At 29.3% G+C, this 18,201-nt stretch carries 15 protein-coding genes, 1 tRNA gene and 1 other RNA gene; 3 read left to right on the top strand and 14 right to left on the bottom strand.

Annotation, left to right across the window (positions count from 1 at the left end):
* The first annotated feature begins 90 nt into the window (after positions 1–90).
* On the top strand, positions 91–996 hold the full coding sequence (locus T385_RS0103265) for an MAG4940 family membrane protein (protein ID WP_029906522.1): 906 nt from the start codon (positions 91–93) through the stop codon (positions 994–996).
* Positions 996–3,257, top strand: coding sequence for an MSC_0775 family lipoprotein (locus T385_RS0103260; RefSeq protein ID WP_029906521.1), 2,262 nt, complete (start codon positions 996–998; stop codon positions 3,255–3,257). The genes T385_RS0103265 and T385_RS0103260 overlap by 1 nt, the downstream gene beginning before the upstream one ends.
* 462 nt (positions 3,258–3,719) lie before the next feature.
* Here T385_RS0103260 and T385_RS03525 read toward each other — a convergent pair whose 3' ends face one another.
* The 9 genes from T385_RS03525 to T385_RS0103220 form a co-directional block, all read right to left on the bottom strand.
* Positions 3,720–4,316, bottom strand: a complete 597-nt coding sequence (locus tag T385_RS03525; RefSeq protein WP_051677982.1) for an MAGa3780 family membrane protein — start codon at positions 4,314–4,316, stop codon at positions 3,720–3,722.
* Between the two features lie 5 nt (positions 4,317–4,321).
* A complete protein-coding gene (locus T385_RS03600; RefSeq protein WP_051677981.1) occupies positions 4,322–4,540 on the bottom strand; it encodes a hypothetical protein in 219 nt (72 codons plus the stop codon).
* Positions 4,541–4,661: 121 nt separating this feature from the next.
* A complete protein-coding gene (locus T385_RS0103250; RefSeq protein WP_029906520.1) occupies positions 4,662–5,960 on the bottom strand; it encodes a hypothetical protein in 1,299 nt (432 codons plus the stop codon).
* An 8-nt stretch (positions 5,961–5,968) separates the two neighbouring features.
* On the bottom strand, positions 5,969–6,250 hold the full coding sequence (locus T385_RS0103245; protein WP_029906519.1) for a hypothetical protein: 282 nt from the start codon (positions 6,248–6,250) through the stop codon (positions 5,969–5,971).
* Positions 6,251–6,252: 2 nt separating this feature from the next.
* The gene (locus T385_RS0103240; protein ID WP_029906518.1) at positions 6,253–7,245 is read right to left on the bottom strand and encodes a carbohydrate ABC transporter permease; all 993 of its coding nucleotides are present in this window, start codon (positions 7,243–7,245) and stop codon (positions 6,253–6,255) included.
* A complete protein-coding gene (locus tag T385_RS0103235; protein WP_029906516.1) occupies positions 7,178–8,257 on the bottom strand; it encodes a carbohydrate ABC transporter permease in 1,080 nt (359 codons plus the stop codon). Before T385_RS0103235 ends, T385_RS0103240 begins: the two co-directional genes overlap by 68 nt.
* Positions 8,244–10,319, bottom strand: coding sequence for an ATP-binding cassette domain-containing protein (locus tag T385_RS0103230; protein ID WP_408633464.1), 2,076 nt, complete (start codon positions 10,317–10,319; stop codon positions 8,244–8,246). The genes T385_RS0103235 and T385_RS0103230 overlap by 14 nt, the downstream gene beginning before the upstream one ends.
* A 59-nt stretch (positions 10,320–10,378) precedes the next feature.
* Positions 10,379–11,767 (bottom strand): thermonuclease family protein, encoded by a 1,389-nt coding sequence (locus T385_RS0103225; RefSeq protein WP_029906512.1) that lies wholly within the window; start codon positions 11,765–11,767, stop codon positions 10,379–10,381.
* Between the two features lie 49 nt (positions 11,768–11,816).
* On the bottom strand, positions 11,817–13,970 hold the full coding sequence (locus tag T385_RS0103220; RefSeq protein ID WP_029906510.1) for a P68 family surface lipoprotein: 2,154 nt from the start codon (positions 13,968–13,970) through the stop codon (positions 11,817–11,819).
* A gap of 184 nt (positions 13,971–14,154) precedes the next feature.
* Between T385_RS0103220 and T385_RS0103215 the strand changes: the two genes are divergently transcribed.
* On the top strand, positions 14,155–14,679 hold the full coding sequence (locus T385_RS0103215) for a hypothetical protein (protein ID WP_029906507.1): 525 nt from the start codon (positions 14,155–14,157) through the stop codon (positions 14,677–14,679).
* 16 nt (positions 14,680–14,695) lie between these two features.
* Here T385_RS0103215 and T385_RS0103210 read toward each other — a convergent pair.
* The 5 genes from T385_RS0103210 to whiA form a co-directional block, all read right to left on the bottom strand.
* Positions 14,696–14,769, bottom strand: a tRNA-Trp gene (locus T385_RS0103210).
* A 30-nt stretch (positions 14,770–14,799) separates the two neighbouring features.
* Entirely contained in the window at positions 14,800–15,906 is a 1,107-nt protein-coding gene (ychF, locus tag T385_RS0103205) for a redox-regulated ATPase YchF (protein ID WP_029906505.1), read from the bottom strand.
* Positions 15,907–15,991: 85 nt separating this feature from the next.
* Positions 15,992–16,270, bottom strand: an RNA gene (rnpB, locus tag T385_RS03650) — RNase P RNA component class B.
* A gap of 33 nt (positions 16,271–16,303) precedes the next feature.
* Entirely contained in the window at positions 16,304–17,266 is a 963-nt protein-coding gene (gene holA, locus T385_RS0103200) for a DNA polymerase III subunit delta (protein ID WP_029906503.1), read from the bottom strand.
* Positions 17,267–17,274: 8 nt separating this feature from the next.
* The gene (gene whiA, locus T385_RS0103195) at positions 17,275–18,117 is read right to left on the bottom strand and encodes a DNA-binding protein WhiA (RefSeq protein WP_029906502.1); all 843 of its coding nucleotides are present in this window, start codon (positions 18,115–18,117) and stop codon (positions 17,275–17,277) included.
* Positions 18,118–18,201 lie beyond the last annotated feature (84 nt).

Here is an 18,201-nt window from a genome sequence, read left to right as displayed (position 1 = left end):
TCGCCACAATAACTAAATACAAATAAAAACAAAAATATCCTTTATAATTTTTAGTGATTATCTATAGATAATCAAACAAAGAAAGGAAACATGAGGGAACAAATTATACTTAGTAAATGATTTAATGCAAATGTCTTTGCAACAGAATTTTCAATAGTGCTTGGCATGGTATTATTCGTTTTTTTATGAGCTTTAGCTGTAAAAATATTTAAATATAAGCGCGTTGCATTAGTTAATTCTTTTGGTTTTGCACTTAGTTTTTTAATCGCCGCAGTCATACCGTGAGGAACGTCTCGGATCATTTACCCAGAGGGTTTAACAACTTTTATTAACCCAATTAGCGTGCTTACACAATCAATTTTAAGAGCATCAAAACATGTGCCTAAATTTGGATTAGGTATTGCTTATCAAGGAATATTTTATATTATTGGAGCACAACTATTAGGCGCAATTGCCGGATATGTCTTATTTACAGGCATTTTCTACTTTATTAAAAGTACTAAAAACCACGAAACATTAAACGAAGTTAATTCAGTTATGGATTTATTAAAATTCACTGATGCAATGACAATTCGTAAAAATATTATTAAAGAGATATTCTTTATTGGCTTATTCGCCACTACATTGTCATGGTTGCCATTTATTAATCCAGCACAATTTGGATCTAATCATTTTTGAGTAATATTAGTCTCAACAATTATAGTATTTGCTCTTATATTTATGTCTAGTCCATTCAATGGTTTTGCCTTTCACCTAGCTTTTCCTCTTTTATCTGTGATTGATGAAATTATTAATTTGATTAAGAATAAAATCAAAGATATAAAAAGCATCGATAAAACAGTTGATTTTGAAGCTAAAAAGCAACATAAATATAAGATACTTTATGCATGTACAAACTTAGGTTATACAAGCGCAATTACTGTAATTTTCAGTCTAGTTGTGCCAATAATTATGATTTTAATTGGTCACAAAAACAACGTTTCACATAATTTATAATGAAAAGAAAATTATTAAAACTTTCCTTAGCTTCATCAGTATTTTCACTTAGTGCTTTTGCTATGGTTTCATGCCAAAACAAGCATAATACAGATGAATCGGAAACAAAAAATCCTGATAAAGCTATTGAAAATAATATAAATTTAGCTAAAGATAATAACATACTTTCTAGATTTGCCTTAGAGGCTGAAAAACTAGTTAATAAAAACTATTTTAAATATAATGAAAAAGCTGAAAAAAGCTTAGCTACTGGCGAATCGGGAACAAATCAAATTAGCGGAAAATCAGTTGATTTTACTAAAATTAAAGATTTTAGAAGTTTTACAACTAATGATTATGTTTATGAATATATAGATTTTGATTTTAATAGCTTTAAAAAGGATTTATTAGCAAGTATGGATGATGAATATTTTAAAGAAAAGATCAAAAACGAAAATATAAGTTTTGAATACCAATTCCATTCAATAAGAAGAAGTGATAAAGATATAACCAAAGTTATCTTACCTATTAAGTTTACTAGAATCGTTAATAAGGATAAAAAACTTAAAGAATCAAGATTAGTCGAGTTTGTTATTGATGGAATTAAGCTGAATGCTAGTGAACAAAAATATAATAAAGTAATTGAGCTAAAGGAAAAAATACAATCACTTATCAGTGAAAAAGATCTTAATATAACAATTGACAAAGCAAAATTAGCCCAATTAGAAAACTTTGAAGCTAATGAATTATCAATTAAAATGTTAAATGAAATTTTTAATATTAATCTTAATGAAGCTAAAAAAACCGAAATTAATAATTTATTAGTCGCTGACAAAGCTAAATATAAGATTTTTGTTGAAAATATTAAATTCATTCCTGGTGCTGAATTAAAATATGAGCTAAATATCCGTGTTGGAATTGCTCAAGAAGTTGAGAAAATTAATAATAAAAATGTGAAAATTGGTTCAGATTTTTACGATATTAGTTTTGATTTAACTCAAAGTTTTGAAATCGAAAAAGTAGAAGATGCTCAAAACAAAGACATTTTAATTAAGGCAGCATTAAAAGATGATTTCATAATTCAACCAATAAATAATTCAATTTACACAATTATTTGAGAACAATTAAAAGACTACCAAATTTATGCTTATAGTAAATCTAACCTTAAATTTGAAAGCTTCAAATTAGAACAAAAAAACACCTCGCGTCGTAATGCCTTAGCAACTTGAAAAGTAACATATAAAGACAAAAAATACGAGCTAAGCAAAAACTTTGGTGTTGGTGAATTTGCTGATTTATATGAAACATCATTTATGTTAGCAAACCAAAATTTAGTTCAATTTTCAGTTAACAAATTAACAGAAGCTAACTTACCAAAAGTTAATGCAAATATTTATTCACGCTACGGAAATAACTTACTTACAGGCGGATATGATGAATTACGTGGCTTTTACCTAAAAAGTAACGAAGCCCCTAAATACTTACACGTTGGAGAAGACTATTTAGCTCCTGAAGCTACAGCATTAATTTCTCCTTTTGATGGTGAATTAGTTGCAGGCTACTATGTAAGAACCGAAAAATCTCATACCGGAATTGGTGGTGTAATCTTAGCCAAATATAATGTTAGTGATTTAAAAATAGCTCCAAGATTAATTGAAAAATATTTTTCAAACACTGATCATTTTTATATCGGCTATATTCATTTAGATCCTACTTTAACCTTAAACAACAGCGAATTAGGCATTAGTAGTAAGGAAATTGTAGTCAGTGCTGGTAAAATAATTGATATCGCACAAGGTATTTCACCAAAAAATCCTCTTAAAATCAAAAAAGGACAAAAAATTGGTTTTATAGGAAACCAAAGTAATAATGGTGGTTGAATGTCTCATGCCCATGTAACTGTTTACAACCCAGCAAATGAAATAATTTCAGCTACAGGTTTTAATCATAAAGTTAGAACTCCTTACGGGGAAAGAGTTGTAAAATATGAGCCAGAGACAGATAAAAAAGCATCATCTTATGCTGATGCACGTGTCGATGGTGTCGTTTTAAAAAATGAAGCCAAAAAATATAAGGTTGACCCACTTACAGCTGAAGTGTTAACTAAAAATGAGGGCAAGAAAAAAATTAAAATAGAAAATGGCGAACGACAAACATTAAATTATTCTATCCAAGAAGTCGAAGCAAATAAAGGAATTGTTAACCCTAATCTAATCTTTAAGCTTAGAGGTGATGAGTCATTCTATTTTAATGTTGAAGAATACTTTGAATTAGAACAATAAAAATAACCAAAACAATAGTAAAAAGCTTAAAAAAGTTTACCAAGTTGGTGAACTTTTTTATTTATTTTATTATATTTGTTGTGTATTTACCCATTATTTATTTATAAGCAATTAGCGACTTATTTTTTAAATAATATATAGATTAGAAAATTCATCAATTAAAAATAAAATATATAAGATTATCAGAAACATCACATATACAGATAATTTAGATAAAAATGTTTTTTAAATTTTTAATTGTAAAAATAAAAAGCAATAAATATGCATATTGTTTTTATTTAAATTATTTAGTGTCTTTTAAGCTATTAAGTTTATATTTTCATAATAAGCTTGAAAAAAGCAAAAAATAGAATTATCATTATATTATAGTAATAATTGTAAGCAAATTATTTTTTACCAGAAATGGCTATACACAGTATTTTTAGAAAAAAAATAAAACCTTGCAGCGCAAAGTTTTATTTTTTAATTAACATTACATTGTTGGTTTTTTTTGCTTTTGTTTTTACATTGCTTAAGAATGCAAGTGAATTGAATTTTGTAGATTGCTTTTCAAAAGCCACATAAACCTAAAGGAATAGCGGGAGCTAGTACAAACATTAGAATGTCTAAAAGGATTATGAGAGCCTTATTTCCACCTTTATAAAAGAACGGTTTAACAAAGTCTAGAAAAGCATAAATAATCACGCCACCTTCACCTTTAATGTATTCTTTATCTTTAACCATAACCTTTTCACCTGTATTAAATTTATCATATGTTGCAAAATATAAAATTAATGCAAATAAGAAGTAGATAAATACAGCTAACATAGCATATAAAAATGTATATGAGTTAATTTTAACTTCTTTTCGTATGAATCATAAAGCTATAAAGCCTAAAACTGGATTAATTGCATGTGTAGTTAAAGAAGTTGTAGCCGATAAAGGGACTGATCATGTTTCTTTTTTATATGAAATTAAGGTTCAATAAATTATAAAAGTTACAGTGATTAAAGCTATTGAAATAAATAATGCTTCATTAATTCTTTTATTTTGATATTTTAATGCGGCTAAAAGCAACATAATGGCTAAAAAAATGTAGTTAAATAGGTAAAATAAAATAATGATGTAAATCTACCAAACACTAAATGAAATGTAGGCACATGTTGTTTATAAAAGTTTGCTTTTTCAGGATCAAATGTTGCAATATTAATAACTAAAAATACTAATGTTGATATTGCAACAATCACTCCCAAAGTCAAAAGAATAATTCTATTGCGTTTTTTATTGTAATTTATATTTTCCATAATCATATTATAGCTATAAAAAATTATTTAGTTCTAATTATTTTTTTGTTCCCAAAATGACTGTGGCACAAGCTAAAAAAATAAAATTACAACCGTTGTAGGCTGTAATTTTAAAGCTTATCTATTTATTGTCATACATTCATTTAGCATCGATTAATAATTGTTTTAAAACATTTTCTTTGTCTTCATCGTCTAATTTAATACCTTTAAGATAGTTTCAAACAAGATCGATTTTATCTTTATCTGTAATATCCTTGATATCTCATGAAAATTGTTGTGCAATTGTTTCGCTTGTTAAATTATTAATAGTAAATTTAGCTTTAGCTTCGTTATATTTAACTAGTGAAGCATTCGCTTTTTCTTTTTCACCTTTAATAGTTAATTCGGCTCATCGAATATAATCTTTTGCAATTTTTTGTGCATCCAAAACAGCTTCTGTATAGTTAAATTCGTTAAATTTTTTAGTTGCTTCATCTTTGTAGCGAATAATGTATTCAATTCTTTGTGTTACTTTATTGAAAGCTAAATGCAATTCAGCTTCATTATAATTTGCGATAAAGAAACTGTGTAAAATCATTCTAGCTGCATCTTCAATAGTGCTTCCAATTTTGCGTAATTCTTTTTTGAGATACTTTTGCATTTGATTTCAATCTAAGTTAGCATTTTTCGCTTCTTCTTGAGTGTAAACTACGTCCTTACGATTTTCAATAAATACTTTTGGTGATGCTGAATAAAGTTTGAAGTCTTCAGAATTAATTTCTAAAGCTTTTTTGAAAACTAATTTATCAGAGTGATCATTTTCATCAGTATCATTATAATCATAAGTTTTTCTTAAGGCAATTCACTCTGGAGAAACAAGATGTTGCATACCAGCACGGCTTTTTTCTTTTATAGTTAAACCGTTTTCAGCTAAGTAGAATAATGCTTTAGTGAAGGCATCCTTAAAGTTAGCTTCATTGGTTCTTATTTTTCCTAAGTTAGCTAAGTGGTGATGTGCAATAGAATCCGCTTCTCTAAAGCTATCACTAATTTGTGATCAGTTTTTACGGTTGTAAACCATATCATAGAATAAAGGCGTTTTTTTCGTGTAATGAGCTATGAATTTTAATACAACTTGAGGATCGGCTTTTTTAATTCTTTCTTCGTAAGTTTGTAAGTTGAATTCTAAAAGCGATCCTTCTTTAAGAATTTTTAAGTACTTGGCTTCATTTTTGAAAACATTATTTAATGTTTTGTAAGTTTGAGCTTCTTTTTGCGAAGGAGTAGCTAATTCATCTTTTTTGCTTATTGGTTCAAATTTTGAAAATTTAACAGCAGCACTAGATAATTCATCTAGTTTTAAGTAACATGAAACAGCACTTAAAGGGATTAAGGCCGATGAAGTTAAAGCTAAGGGAAATAATAATTTTTTAATTTTCATATTTTCTCCTACACTAATGCTTGATAATTTCATGTTTTAATGCCGGTATAAACAATGTATAAACCAATTAAAGTTGTAACAATACTAAATGCTATAATGCCTGTACAGAAGGCTTTTTGGGCATTAGCAGTGTTAATAATTTCTGATGGCAAAATAACTTTTGATGTAGCTTGATAAAGTACTTGGTTGGCATGCGCAATAGTAATCGAGCTAAGAATAATTGCTATCACAGAAATTAAAAGAATTATTGCTCAAGTAATGGTAATTTTTTTAGTATTAACTTTGTTCATAATTATCCTTTAATTGCGCTTCCTTGACGTGAGATAGCATTCATAATTCTACGACGGGCAAACATATAAGCAACAAACATTGGTAGAGTAACTAAAATTGCAGCAGCTAATCTAATGTTTAAGAATAATTTAGCATCATCAATTCCTTCTGGGTCTCTTCCGGCACTGAAAAGTCATATTGACATAACTTGATATTTATTTTGGAAGTTAATCGAAGGTCATAAGTACGCGTTTCAAGATGCTAGGGCAGTTAAAATGATTACCGTTAGGGTAGTGGGCATAACCATTGGGATAGCTATTTTAAATAAATATTTAGCTCCAACAGCTCCATCAATCATGGCAACTTCTTTAATTCTTGAAGGAATAGCGTCGAAAGCATTACGATACATTAAAATGTTAAAAATGCTTGCACTGAAAGGTAAAACCATAATAGCAATTGCACCTGCATAGTTGCTACGCAATGGAATAATATTGTCATTAACTTTAGTTACAACATAGTATTGTCCAGCTAATAAAGCAACTTCTGGAAGCACTAAAAGTGAAATTAAAATTGTTCAAAGAACACTTTTACCTTTTCAATTTTTAAGTGAAAAGGCATATCCCGCTAATAAAGTAACGAAGATTTTAGCGACGATTGAGACTAAAACATTGAAAAATGTTAAAGCAAATGAACCTCAATAGTTAGTCCCTGAAGAGGTCTCAGTAAAGGCAACTTTTGAAAAGTTTTCTCAGTGAGCTCCATCTGGTAAGAAAACCGGTTTTTTACCAGCTAACAACTCTGCTTGGTCATTAGACATTAAAGAAATAGTGAGCATATAGAAAAATGGGAACAAAATTACTAGAGCAAAAAAGCTTAAGATAAGAATTTTTAATAAAACACTAAGCAAAATTGAAGTAAAAGATACTTCACGAACTTGATTGCCAGTTTTATCTTTTATTTTTCTTAGCTTGAAACTCAATCATTTCTTTCGAGCTTTTAATCCGATTTCAAACATTGTATTCTCCTAAATTGAACGCCATTTTTGTCACTGAGTTAAAGCCGCCACGAATAATAAATGAATAGAATAGACCAATAACTAAAAGCGAGATAGCACTAGCTGAAGCTAGTGGATAGTTTCCGCCTTCAGTTTGACTATAAATGAAAAGCATTAATGATGAACCACCATTACTAATTGCTCCTTCCGGTCTATTATTGAATAAAGCAAGTGGGAAAAGCTTAGTTCCATTAATAATACCGATAGTGATTAAAAAAGTAGTGGTTGATTTAATCGATGGTAAGGTGATTGTAAAAAATTGTTTAATGCCTCCAACACCATCGATTGAGGCTGAACGGTATTGATTTTTATCAACCGAGAGCATAGCGGTTGTAAAAATCAAAATGTTAAATGCCATTGAAGATCAAACACCTTGCACAAACATAGGAAATAAAGCACGATAAGTATATTTATCCCCTGATTCTAATCAGGTATATGCTCCTAAGTTAAATGCTGTGTTGAAGAGCCCACTTGGGGCAAAAAATTGAATAAATGCTAGCGAGACAGCAACCGCATTAGTCATATATGGAAGGAAAAAGACTGTTTGTCACAATCCTTTAGCTCATTTTTTAATTAGTGTGGCTATTAATGAGCTAATTAATAAGGCAATCGTCATATTGAATGGGAGCAATATTAATCCATAAATAATTGAGTTTCTAAATCCGACAGCATAATCTGCACTAGAAAGTAATTTCGAAACTTGTTTGGTTGTAAAAACTATTTTATCAGTGACATTATCAACTTCTAAGAATGCACTACCAAAGTTGAATAAGAATGGGAAAACAGTGAAGATTAAAAGAATAATTAAAGCTGGAGTTAATAAACCTAACGGCTTATAAGCTGGTGTTTCTTTTTCTACGACTGAGCCCGCTAATGTTCCACTATTAGTTTCTGACTGTCTTTTAGCAGTATATTGGAATAAATGTGGGAATTTTTGCGATATTTTTGCTCAACTTGAACTAGATAATTTCATATTCGACTCTCTTTTCAGAAAGGGTTTCGAAAATGTGAAGACGATCTAGAGGGATATTGAAGTAAATATCGTCACCCACTGAATAATTTAGACGGTTGTCAATTAAGAAGTTAGCACGGCTTTTATCTTCTAATTCGACAACTAGTTTACTTTCTTTACCGAAATTTTCAATAATAATAACTTTGCCAGCAAATTGGGCATTAGCTTTATCACTAATAATGAAGTCTTCGGCACGAACTCCAACAAGGTAATGACCTTGGTCAGCACCTTTAATTCTAATATTTTTGATTTCTTTATCAAAAATTGTAAGTTTGTTATTGTTGTATTCACCCGGTAATAAGGCCATTTCAGGCATACCTAAGAAGCGAGCAACAAATTTATTAACTGGCTTGTTGTATAACTCTAATGGTGAGCCAACTTGTTGTACACGAGCAGTAGACATGCAAATAACGATATCGCTAATTGACATAGCTTCTTCTTGGTCGTGAGTAACGAAAACGGTAGTAATACCTAATTTTTGTTGAATTTCTCTAATTCATTGACGAGTTGAAATCCGCAATTTAGCATCTAGGTTTGATAATGGTTCATCCATTAATAAGATGTTAGGTTTTTTAACAATTGCCCGTGCAATTGCGACACGTTGTTGTTGTCCACCACTTAAACGTGTTGGTTTTTTTTGTAAAATACCTAAAATTTCAACTTTTTCAGCCACTTCAAGTACTTCATTGTGGATAGCTTGACGTAAAGAAATAATTTCTTTAGTATGTTGAGCTATCAATTCACGTTGTGCTTCAGTTAGTGGAGCTGATTTAGATTTTTTATCTTCTGCTTTTAGAGCTACTAGGTTGTATTTGTCAAAGATTGCTTTTTCAAATTCCTTATAAGCATGAAGAAAATGTTTAACCATTAAATTATCATTTTTAGTTAAACGCATTAATTCTTCATCATTTTTAACTTTGTTTTTGTAATCAAGTTTAGCTTTTTTGTAGGCTAATTTGGTTTCATTGATTCTTGGAACATAGTTATTAGTAATTCTAAATTGTTTGTGTTGATATTTGTAGTAAAGATGATTTTTGTAAATTTGTTTAGTAGCTTTAAGTAATTCGATCCGAGCTTCTGGGTGAATTTGTTTTAAATCAAGAATAATTAATTGATTAATTTTTTCTTGTGCATCATCTAATTCTTCTTTAGCTTTAGATTCATCTTTAACTTTAATAAGTTTTACCATTGAAGAAGCAATTATTTCATGAACATCATTGATTTTGTATAAAGAATCATCTAAGTGTTGGTTATTAGCTTTTAAAATTCTTAATTCTTCTTTAGCTTCTTTAATTTGGCTTTTAATTTTAGTTTTAATGTCTGCTAAAGCTTCTAAAATTTGTTTAGATGTGCTTCTTAATTCAGCTTGGTGGTGTACTTTAGCCATACGGTAAGCAGTGGTTGCTTTTTCAAGATCTTCTTTAAGAGACACACGGTAATTTGACAATTCTGATGATGTAATTTTCTTAACATGGCAGTAATATTTTCATAAATTATCTAATTGAAGTAATTCACTTTCGCTTGCGCCTAAAGCTGATAAATAAATTTTATCAATAGCTCGAATGGCGCTTTCACGTTTTAAAACTGCTTTTTGTTTTCAGTTAGCATCATTTTTAAGCGGGAAGGCTATATTATCATAAACACTCATGTGCGGATAAAGCGCATAGTTTTGGAAAACAAAGCCTAATTTACGGTGCTGTGGAGATAATTTCGTTACATCTTTACCTCTGAAGAACACCTTACCGCTAGTTATTGTTAAAAGACCCGAAATCGCATTTAAAGCGGTGGTTTTACCACTTCCACTAGGTCCAAGTAATGTTACTAATTTTCCTTCTGTAATCTTAAATGAAGCATCTTCAACGGCCAAGGTTTCACCAAAATCAATAAATACATTGCGTAATTCGATAGCTGGAACGTTATCTAATTCGCGATCATATTCATCGATTAACTTGGTTAAACGGTCTTTTTCTGCTTCAATGTCATAGACAAAAGTATCTTTAGATGGTTTACTAGTCTCGTTCATTTTAGTTTCCATACGAATCCTTTCTTAGTCTATGAATATATCTGTATTTCTGTATGTTATTAATTATTTTTTGGTTTATGTAGATCTTTAATAATTGAATCAACTGTATTTAATTCACTTGGAGCAAAACTATTTTTAGCTCCAATGTATTGATAATCTGTATTTGGTTTAATACGATAAACATTATTACTTACTGCATGAGCTGATGAAAAGTTTTTATAAAATCCTTCTCTTGAAGTCATCGCTTCCATAAATGCATCTCTCATTGGTAAAAGAATGTAATGATATGGGCTATTTTTATTTATGTTAGCTCCAACATCAGTTTTTTTAACATAAGGTAGGGTTAAACCTTTACGAACAATTTCCACATTGTAAGAATATTGGTATTCTTCGCCAAAAAACACATCAGCAGTTACTCTGCCAAAAGAGTCCTTTCCAGAACCTTTACTAGTCATAAAGATTCTCACTTTATCACCTTTTTTAAAATTAGACTCATTAAAGCTTGATGACATTTGAGCATATTGTTTTTCAAAAACTGATGCTTGTTCGCTATCTACAGCCTTTTCAGGCGTATCTATACCAGCTAGACGTACCTTAACCGTGGCGCCATTTTCGTATTGTGATTCATAAGTTTTGCCATCAGAACCTGTAAGCTTTTTATTATCATTAGCTAGTCTAGCATCATTAATCTTAACTGTAGTAGTATCGCCATCAGAAATGTTTAAAACTTCAGCATCATAAAAAATGTCAGGACGAATAGTATTTCATTCAATGCCTAATTTTTTAGCATTTGTAAAATCGATTTTGGTTTCGAATGATGAAGGATTAGTTAATTGGCCTTCATAATCTCTAGTGTGCGAAAGTATAACTGAACGAAGGCCAGAAGAGTCTTTGTCAACTTCTTCTCATGTTTTTTCAGTTTCATTAAATTTAGTTAAAATTCATTTAAATTCTTGTCTGCCCTTAAAATCAATATCATTATTTTGGGTAAAAGAATCAGCAATTTTGCCTTCTTTAACAATTAAAGTTTTTTCTTCTGGATGTTGAACATCAACTACAGAATCAATTTTTAAACCATAACCAGAATCACCAATTTTAAAAATTTTATATTCTTTTCTTGTTTCATCATCTGTTAAATCTGCTGAGAAATCTAACTTAGTTAAACCAAATTTATTAGCATCAACATTGATAGCAGTATTAAGATTTTCATTTTTTAAAATTCATTTATTAACGTAGCTACCAACAAGATTATTTAATTTGGCTAGTTTGTATTCTTTGAAAATTATGCTTCCTAAATAACTGTTAATGCTTTTCTCTACAGCTTTTGCATGAGTTGATTCATCTTCATAATTTGTTTTATCATTGCAGCTAACTGCTGCCAATGACGATGGTATTGCTATTAATAAGGAAGTACTAATAAATCAATTTCTAAATGTTTTTTTACTCATTAACTCTCCTTAACAATACTGAATATTCTTTTTTAGCTACATATGCGTATTATTTGAAGCTTTTAATTGTTCCATCAAGTGGATCTTTCACATAATCTTCATATGATTTTACTTCTGCGTTGTTTCAAACGTCGTTATTTACTCTTTTGAAACCTTCTTTTAATTGGTTACGGAATGCTTCAGCGTTAACATCGCCATATTCTTCAAAAATTAAGTATTCATTTTCGTCGTTAACTTTAACAGCATCTTTGAATACTTCGAATGCTACTTTGATATAAGCATTTTTTTCTTGTGATGTGTCAATATTTTCGAAACCTTTAACAGGGAAAACATATCCAGCTTCAAGAGCTAATAATTCGGCAACTGTTTTAGATTTAACTTCTTTATCTTTTTTATTATCTTTGATTGTGAAATCATATTTTTTAGTGTTGTCTGTTAAGAATTTAGCGAATAATCTTGTTGCTGTATCTTCTTCTTTGTTAGCGTGAATACCAACGAATGATGGTCCTAGTGAGTAAACAACTTTTTTATTATTTGAAGCGAATTTTAAAGGTGTATGTACCCCAATTAATTCGTTCTTTTCAAGGAATTGAGCTTTATTTAAAGTTGTTTTAGTAATTAATGAAGCGTCTACTAAAACCATAGCGAATTGTCCGCCTTTTCCATCTTTAAATTCTCCAATTTCTAATACTTTATCTGCTTCTTTTTCTTTTAATTCATTGATTAATCTTTTTTTGGTAATTTCATTAACATTAATTTTTAATAAGTAGAATTTATCTGCGCCATTATTAGTAAATTTTTCAATAGCTTTGTCTATTTTTTCATTTGCGGCAGCATCTACCGCTACAAAATCATATCCTAATTCGCCTGTAAAACCGTGTTTGTGTAAGGTATTTTCATGTTTACCATCTTTAATTTTAAGTTCTTTTTCAACAACAAGTGCTTTATTAACAATGCCAGCAACAATTGATCTAGTTACACCTTTATTATTTGTATAATCATACTTGTCAGCTGAAGTTGTTTTATTACCAAAATAGCTATATGTATATCCTGCTGATGAACCAATCATAAAGGCTAATTTATGGTATTTCCCGTCATTTGATGAATAAGCACCATCACCATAAAGTTTTAATCCTTTAGCTCTAAGAGCTTCTAAATATGCGTCATAGAAGGTTCTTAATTTCTTAGCGCCTTCATTTTTATCATTTATTGCTCCTGAATAGTCAGCTACGGTTGTACCTTTTGTTGTTTTTTCACTTACAAAGTATTTTTCTAAATCATTGTCTAGTTGTGAAATAACCATTGGGCTAATTGAGCCAACAATATCGTCAATACCAATAATAGTTAAATCTGATTCTTCTTTTGATGAATTTTCAAATAATTGACGAGCTTTAGTTGAGAATTTTAATAATTCTTTAAATGATTCAAAAGTATCATTAGTTACTTTATAGTCTTTAAGGATATCTTTAGCATTGCCTACTTCATTTCCTCAAATTTTTTTAATTTCTTCTCTATCGTTTTTACCTTCTTTTTTAATGGTTTCATATTTATCTCACTCAATTTTAACGCCATTTTGTTCCATAGTTTCAAGAATATAACTTAAAACTGGGGCATTAATACCCATTGAAACAGTTGATTTTAAAGCTGGTAAAACTCATGTACCTGGGTTACTTTTGTATGAAATTTTAGTGTTTTTGGTAAATAAATCACTGAAAATTTCATTATTACTTACTTTTATTCCACCTTCGGTTGGGTCTTCTAAGTTAAGTAGCATGTTGTGTTTTGCTAATAATGATGCTGTACTATTGTACGCAAAAATAACATTAGGCAATTCACGTGATTTACTATTTAAATTACGTTCAATGTATTTATGACCGGCTGGGTAACCTGAACCAACGTTGTCAAGAGAAACTGTTTTAAATCCAGGAGTGTCTTTATGCACTTCATTAAATTTTTTGATAATTGCTTCTAAAGCATTATACTGTGGTTTACCTCTAGAGAAAGTAACAGCCACGAATATGTCATTTTTTTCTCTTGGTTTTGTTTGATCAAAACGTTGTCTAATACTTTCTTTTGAATTATTAGCAAATTCTCATTTATCTGTTTTTGCATTATCACCTTCATTTTTATTACATGCAACTGCAAAAGCAGGTAAAAGTGCCGAGCTACCCGCTAGGCTAATTAATAATTTATTATTTTTCACTTTATTTCCTTTATCTATTTATAAATTTTAAATTTATAAGTATCCATAAATTGATTATGTTTAAATATATCCGTAAGCCTGATCGATAAGATCACACTGACTAATATTTATCTATTATTCAGTGTGTATATTATAATATATTAATAATTATTCATAAATACTATTAATCTTATACAATAGTATTATGAAATTTTTTACTAAGTCTAATATAACTTTATTTTTATCAACTTCATCAATTATTTTGGTTCCGACTTATACACTAAGCTGTGCGAATAATAAAGGTTTCAAAATCTACATAGAAGAGATTAAAAAAGCAAGCCAAATTGTTGATGAATACAAAAAAAATAACAAGCTTTCACATGATTTGCATGCTTCATTAGCTTTTTATGAAAAATATATCTTTTATAACAAGAATCATGCTCCAGCCGTTCATGAAAATGATGCAGTTTTTAAAATTGCCGGAGAATTTTTTAAAGCATTAAACAAAACTTTTGAACAATGAATTGATGCAGAATTAAATAATAAAAATATAGATGAATCAGCAAAGATTTTTGATGAAAAGCCAGATGAAAATATCACCAATAGACACACATGAAAAGCTATTTTAGACAATGCGAATAGTCAAAAAAATAATAAGGAATCACTTTATGATAAAGTGGTTGAATATGCTAAAAATATGAAAAACAATAAGCAAAAAACAGATGCATAACATCTGTTTTTTGTTATGGCGGGGGTTAAAGGATTCGAACCCTTACAAGCAGTTTTGGAGACTGCCGTACTGCCATTATACTAAACCCCCTTATGCAACAAAAAATGCTGTATTATAGGTTTAACGGTTAAATTTGAAGTGGCAAATGTCACCGTCTTTCATAACATATTTTTTGCCTTCTGAGCGAATTTTACCAGCGCTTTTTACTAACGTTTCTGATCCATAATGTATAAAATCATCATAAGAAATTATATCTGCTTTAATGAATTTATTTTCAAAGTCACTATGGATAATTCCAGCGCAAGCGGGAGCAAGCATTCCTTGTTTGTAAACTCATGCCCGAACTTCAACTTCGCCAGCAGTAAAATAAGTTGCTAAACCTAGTAAAGAAAATGCCTCTTGAACTAATAAATCAAGGCCATTTTGCTCAATATTGTATGAACTTAATCATTGCTTTGCTTCAGTTTCTTCAATAGTTGCTAATTCAACTTCTAGTTGCACACAAATTGGTAAAATATTCGCTTTTTCATTTGCCAATTTTGTCTGTAGTTGATTAAATAAAGGTGCATTTTGATAATCAAAAATTTCATCTAGAGACATATTAGCGACATATAAAACTGGTTTGGCAGATAATAAATGCCATGAAGCCATGAAACGTTTTTCATCATCATTTAATTCATCATCTAAGATTCTGGCTGGTTGAGAATTTTCTAATAAATCTCTAATTTTTAAAGCTAGATTATATTCACTTAATGCCTCAGTTGAGCCACTTTTAGCTTTTTTTGCAATTCTATTTATCACATTATTAATTGTCTCTAAGTCAGCCAACATTAATTCACTATTGATAACTTCGACGTCATTAGCAGGGTTAACTTCATTGGCTACGTGCATAATGTTTTTGTCTTCAAAGCAGCGAACTACGTGAATAATCGCGTTAACTTCGCGAATATTAGCTAAAAATTTATTACCTAATCCTTCGCCTTTTGAAGCACCTTTGACTAAGCCGGCAATGTCAACAAAGTCAAAAGTTGCAGGTACAACTTTTTGAGGTTTAACTAATTTTGCTAATTCATATAACCTTTTATCACGCAAGGCCACCGATGAAATGTTAGGCTCAATTGTGGTAAATGCATAGTTGCTTGCTTCAACTTCATACTTAGTTAAAGCATAAAATAAACTACTTTTGCCAACATTTGGTAAACCAACAATTCCTGCTTTTAATGCCATATTATCTCCTTGATATTTAATTAATATATTTTATATTATTATATTTATAAAGCCAAAATAAAATGCAGGATTACTCCTACATTACACCTATAAGCCACGTTTTGTTCCCGTTTGGGCGCTAACAATTTATCTAATTAGCATTAAGCTAATTCCATCATTGAATTAATTATCGTTCTTCGCTGATGATTCCCCTACCAAAATTTGGGTTTCTAGCTCATGGAGTTTACCGCGTTTCACTACTCTCGTCTCTGTGGCACTAGTCGTCTAAGCCTGAGTTTATTGGACTCAGCATGAACACTACTTTCATTGCAGAAAGTGCTAGCGTGGACTTTCCTCTACCCTAAGGCAGCTGTTAGCCAGTGCGTAATTATTTTAACAAAATAATTTTAATTTGCCTTTATAAAAAGAATTTAATCAAAAATCTTTCAAATCCTACTTTTTCGTCAACTTTGCCGTTTTTATAGTCCATATCTAATTGTGCTAAAGCTTTAATAATTTCATTTACCCTTTTAATGCCATAAATTTGTAAAATATTATTGATTTTTTGGGCTCGATAAAAATTTATTTTCATCGTGGCCGCATACTTATCGATTGAAATATTAGCTTCTTTAAAATCATGGATTTGTTTAGCAATAATAAAAAGTTGCGAAATTTGCATAATTAATACTGCTATGGCGACGCCATCATGAACTTTGGCTTTATATTTGCGTCAAATGTTTGAAAAATCATAATTTTCGAAGCTATTAACAAATGCAAAAGCATTATCTTCAACCATATCCATAACTAAATTTTGAACAGCATCATAAGTTATTGTTTTATTATAGTATATTAATTTATCAATTTCTTGCTCAATTAGTTCGAGATTTGAACCAATTTTTGTAATTAATAAACTTGAAGCTGAAGCATCAATTGTTGCGCCTTTGTGCTTCACAATTTCATTAATAGCTCTGTCAAGCTGTATTCCTTTAATGTTTTGAGCTTCAAAAATTGTAAATTTAGTTGCATCATTAAGTTTAATTTCTCTTGTGAAAGTATTATCAGCAATATTTTTGCGTTGTTCAATTTTTTCATTAATAAATACAACGATATGTGCAGTATTTTTAATTAAATTAGCCAATTCTTTAGCTTTAGAATTTTCAGCTTTAGCTATTGCTTTTTCAAGGTAAAAGCAATTATAAATAATAATGATTTTTTCTTCTGAGAACAATAGGTTATTTTCAAAAGATTGAATTAATTTTTCATGCTCAAAAAAATCATCATAAACAAAAATTACTGGTTCATATGAAGCGTATTTTTGTTTAATTTCTTTTAAAGATTGCTTAATAAAATAATTTTCATTACCATAAATTAAATAGTGCATTTTATTCCTTATTCTTGATTTTTTTGGTGTTTTGTAATAATATTTTTGAGCTTGATTCTTCAATGGTTTAAGCCGCTTTTTGTCACATTAATTTGTTTCTCATTAGCTAGTATTACAGCTAAATTAGTCAAATTTTCTTCTGGATATTTTTTTAATATTTCAAAGAAGGCTAATGCATTTGATTTGAAATATTTTGTTAAATTATTTTCTTCAATAAATTTGATTTTTTCTAGTGTTAATCGATTAGCTAATAAAACTTTTTTATCATTTGAAATATCAATATTATTAATGCGATTAATTGAATTAATATAATCGCGTTCAATAATATGATCTTCAAATTCAAACAAGATATTTGTAACTAAAATTGCTTTGAAAAAGTCAGCGACTTTTTCATGCTTTTTAACATAAATTTTAAAAAGGTTTTGGTGTTTAATCTTTTTAAAATTAAAATCATAATTATTGAGCTTATTTAAAAAAACATCAACAAATTCTTCATGTTTAGCCGATAAATGTAAATAGTAAGAACTTTTTGATAGGTTATTAACAATGCCACCAGCAACAAAAGCACCTCCAAAAAAATGTGATGGACTAATAAAAGTGCTTTTAAAATCTAAATCATTATCTATAAAATATTTCGACCCTTTTTTCATTAATTTCACACCTGCTTGCTTAAAAGTTTCTAAAACTTGGTTTAAAATCGGGCTTTTACGCATTAAAAAATATTTATCATTATTAGTGATAATTATTTTAGCATGTAAAAATCCCTTGACAAATTCAAGAGCTTCAACTTTATTTTTCTTATGTTTAAGAATTTCTAATTTTATTTTCTGGGTGAAATTATCATTATTCATAATTTAATTATAAATTATTTATTTTGTTTCAGACTGCTTTATTATTTTATCTAAAAATACTGTGCTACTCTGGTTTTGGATAAA

The sequence above is a fragment of the Mycoplasmopsis opalescens ATCC 27921 genome, from assembly GCF_000712185.1.
GTDB classification, from domain to species: domain Bacteria; phylum Bacillota_I; class Bacilli_A; order Mycoplasmatales; family Metamycoplasmataceae; genus Mycoplasmopsis; species Mycoplasmopsis opalescens.
This window is presented reverse-complemented; position numbering and strand designations above follow the sequence as displayed.